This window comes from Photorhabdus caribbeanensis, from assembly GCF_018448885.1.
Taxonomy (GTDB): Bacteria; Pseudomonadota; Gammaproteobacteria; order Enterobacterales; family Enterobacteriaceae; genus Photorhabdus; species Photorhabdus caribbeanensis.
In genome coordinates, this window is the sequence record NZ_RCWB01000079.1 from 1 (window position 1) to 3,177 (window position 3,177).

General features: G+C 61.7%; 2 protein-coding genes. Both read left to right on the forward strand.

The features are described 5' to 3' along the window. Positions 1-409 (forward strand): DUF1795 domain-containing protein (locus EAE90_RS22895; RefSeq protein ID WP_246551102.1); only part of this gene is annotated, 409 nt, incomplete at its 5' end. Between the two features lie 21 nt (positions 410-430). After that, a partial coding sequence (locus EAE90_RS22900; protein WP_214055414.1) for a PAAR domain-containing protein occupies positions 431-3,177 on the forward strand: 2,747 nt, incomplete at its 3' end.

Consider the following 3,177-nt stretch of genomic DNA (forward strand, 5'->3'; position numbering starts at 1 on the left):
AACCTATCAGATGAATGAAGGCTCACTGGCTATCCCGGACAACTGGCGGGATGAATCCATGAATGTATTTGTGCTGCCGGACGACAGCGGCATCAATCTGGTGGTCAGCCGCACCCCGGTCCCCGCCGGCATGGATAACCCCGCTTACTATGAACAGACCCTGGCACAGTTTTGCACCCATCTGCCCGGGTACCAGGAGCATCAGCGCAGCGAAATCACCCTCAGCCAGCAACCCGCCCGCCGTCTGGATTACCAGTGGAAAAGCCCGGAAGGCGACATGTACCAGACCGTAATACTGCAAATCCGGGGGCCGCTGCTGCTGACCTTCAACCTGACCTCCCCCGCGCCTTTTGAAGACGGCCAGCGTGATGCTCTGCTGGCCATTGTCCACAGTTTTCAGGCGGCCTGATGACCTGACAGGAGGAACACCATGTCACTTGGTGATGAAATCGTCACCCGGATAGCGCGGGTTGGCGCCCGGCACGCGGTGCACGTCTCCCCGCCACAGGGCACTCCCGGTCCGGCCGCGGCCCGTGAGGGCGACCCGATTAAACATGCCAGCTTCCTGGGGGCGCTGGCGGGCGCCATTACCGGCGCGCTGATAGGGGCAGCGGTCTTTGCCGCGGCATCGGCACTGGTGGGGCTGACTATCCTTACCGGCGGGCTGGCCACTGTCGCGGTCATTGCCCTGGGGACCGCCGCCACATTTGCCCTTGGCGATGTCATCAGCGCCGCCAGTTCGGCCGTCACGAAAATGGTGGACAGCATCGGCCCGCCGAGCGGCGCCCTGGCGAGTGGCTCCCCCAATGTCTTTATCGAAGGCAAACCGGCGGCCAGAGCCACCACCGATACCGCCGTTTGCAGTAAACACCCGGCGCCGCCCCTGATTGCCCAGGGCAGTGAAACCGTGTTTATTAACGGCTCGCCGGCGGCCCGGGTGGATGACAAGCTGGCGTGCGGCGCCACCATAAAATCCGGGGCCAAAACGGTGTTTATCGGCTCCGGTCAGGGGACTTACCTGGCAGTCGCCGAAGAGTTTTCCGCCTGGGAGCGGGCGATACTGATGGCGGTTGAATTTCTGGTGCCGCCGTCACGCGGCGCCCTGAAAGGGCTGGGTAAACTGTTTACCAAACAAACCGGGGCAAAGGTGGTCAGCGGGGCGATTGCCGGCGTCAGGCATGCCGCGAAGATAATCACGGGGAAAACCCTCTGCTGTGCCAAAACCGCCTTCCGGGAAACTCAGGGCGTGAAACGTTACCGGGAAGCGACGAAAAAATTCTTTACCGGCGACCCGATTGACGTCACCACCGGCCAGCTGTTTGACCAGCGGACCGATATCACCCTCGGCCAGACCCTGCCGCTGGTGTTTCTGCGCAGCTGGGCGCCGGAGGAACAGGGCCTGCTGGGGCCGGGCTGGACGGACAGCTTCTCCGAATGCGCCCTTGCCACCGGCGACCGGGTAGAAATCCGCACCACTGAAGGGGCATCGCTTTACTTTGCCTTACCGGCCGCTTATACCCACAGCGTCAACCCGGACCACCCGGATTTCACCCTCAGCCGGGGAGAACAGGGATATATCCTCCGTCACCGGGATTCACCGGTTCGCAAATATTTTGCGCTGTCCTCTCCGGCCTCATCCGAAGGGACGCAGCGCTGGCGGCTCACGGAACACCGGGACGTGTATGACAACCGGCTGCGGTTTATCTATAACGAGCACGGCCAGCTGACACAGGTTCTCCACAGTGACGGGCCGGCGCTGACGCTGCTTTATAACCTGCGCGGACAACTGACAGAGATACGCCGCACCGATGAAGGGTTACAGGAAGTGATGGCCCGTTATCACTACCATGATAACGGCCGGCTGGCGGAAGCGGACAGCGCCCAGCAATTTCATCTGTACTATGAATATAACGCCCAGGGCCTGATAAGCCGCTGGTCCGATGGCGACCAGACCTGGGTGGATTACCGTTATGATAAACAGGGGCGCTGTACTGACAGTGTGGGAGCCGGCGGCTTCTATCCGGTCCACCTGGATTATGCCCCCGGCATAACCCGCTCCACCACCCCACAGGGGCACACCACCACCTGGCATTACAACGACCAGCAGTTAGTCACGGCAATCCACACCCCGCGCGGCGGCGTGACCCGTTATGACTATGACCGCTGGGGCAATCTGGTCAGACAGATATTACCGGAAGGGGAAACCCTGACGCTGACTTATCTGGCCGATACCGGCCGGGTCACTTCGCTGACGGAGGCCACCGGCGCGGTATGGCAATACAGCTATGAGGCTGACAGCCTGCAACTGACCGGCATGACCGACCCGCTGCAACGCACCTGGCTGCCTCAGTATGATGAACAGGACCAGCCGGCCGGATTTATTGCGCCGGACGGCCGGAAAACCACGCTGACCCGCAATGCTTTCGGGCTGGTGACATCCGAAACAGACCCGGACGGCAACAGCCGCACACAGGAATATGATAAGCATCAGCGGCTGGTGCGGGTGCTGGATGAAGAGAACCGGACCGTCAGTCTGGGTTATGACAGTCAGGACCGGCTGCGCAGCCTGACTGCGGCGGGGGCGCTGTGGCGCTGGCGTTACGACCGTCATCACCGGGTGGCGGTCAGTGACCGGCCGGACAACCAGCTGGAACACTTCACCCATGACCGCCACGGGAACTTAACCTGCTGGACCGATGCCCGCGGCGTAAAATGGCAGGTGGAGTACGGCCCGTTTGACCTGCCGGTCGCCCGGCGTGACGGCGAGGGGCATCGCTGGCAGTATCGTTATGATGCCGACACGCTGCAACTGACGCAGGTGATTAACCCGCAGGGAGAAACTTACAGCTATACCCTGGATGCGGATGGCCGGGTTATCACCGAGCAGGATTATGCCGGCACGCAGTGGCATTATCGCTATGACCGGTCGGGGAACTGCATTGAAAAGCGGGACGGGGAAGAGCACGTAACCCGCTATGATTATGATGCCGCCCGCCGGCTGACGGCCCTGCACGCCCCGGAAGGGACCACCCGTTATCATTACGACAGCGTGGGCCGGCTGTTAACCGTGGACTCCCCGGACAGCACCCTGCATTTTGAATACGACGAGCAGGACCGGATAGTGCGGGAAATCCAGCCGCACGGAGAGATTCTGCGTCACTACCCGGATACCCGCAC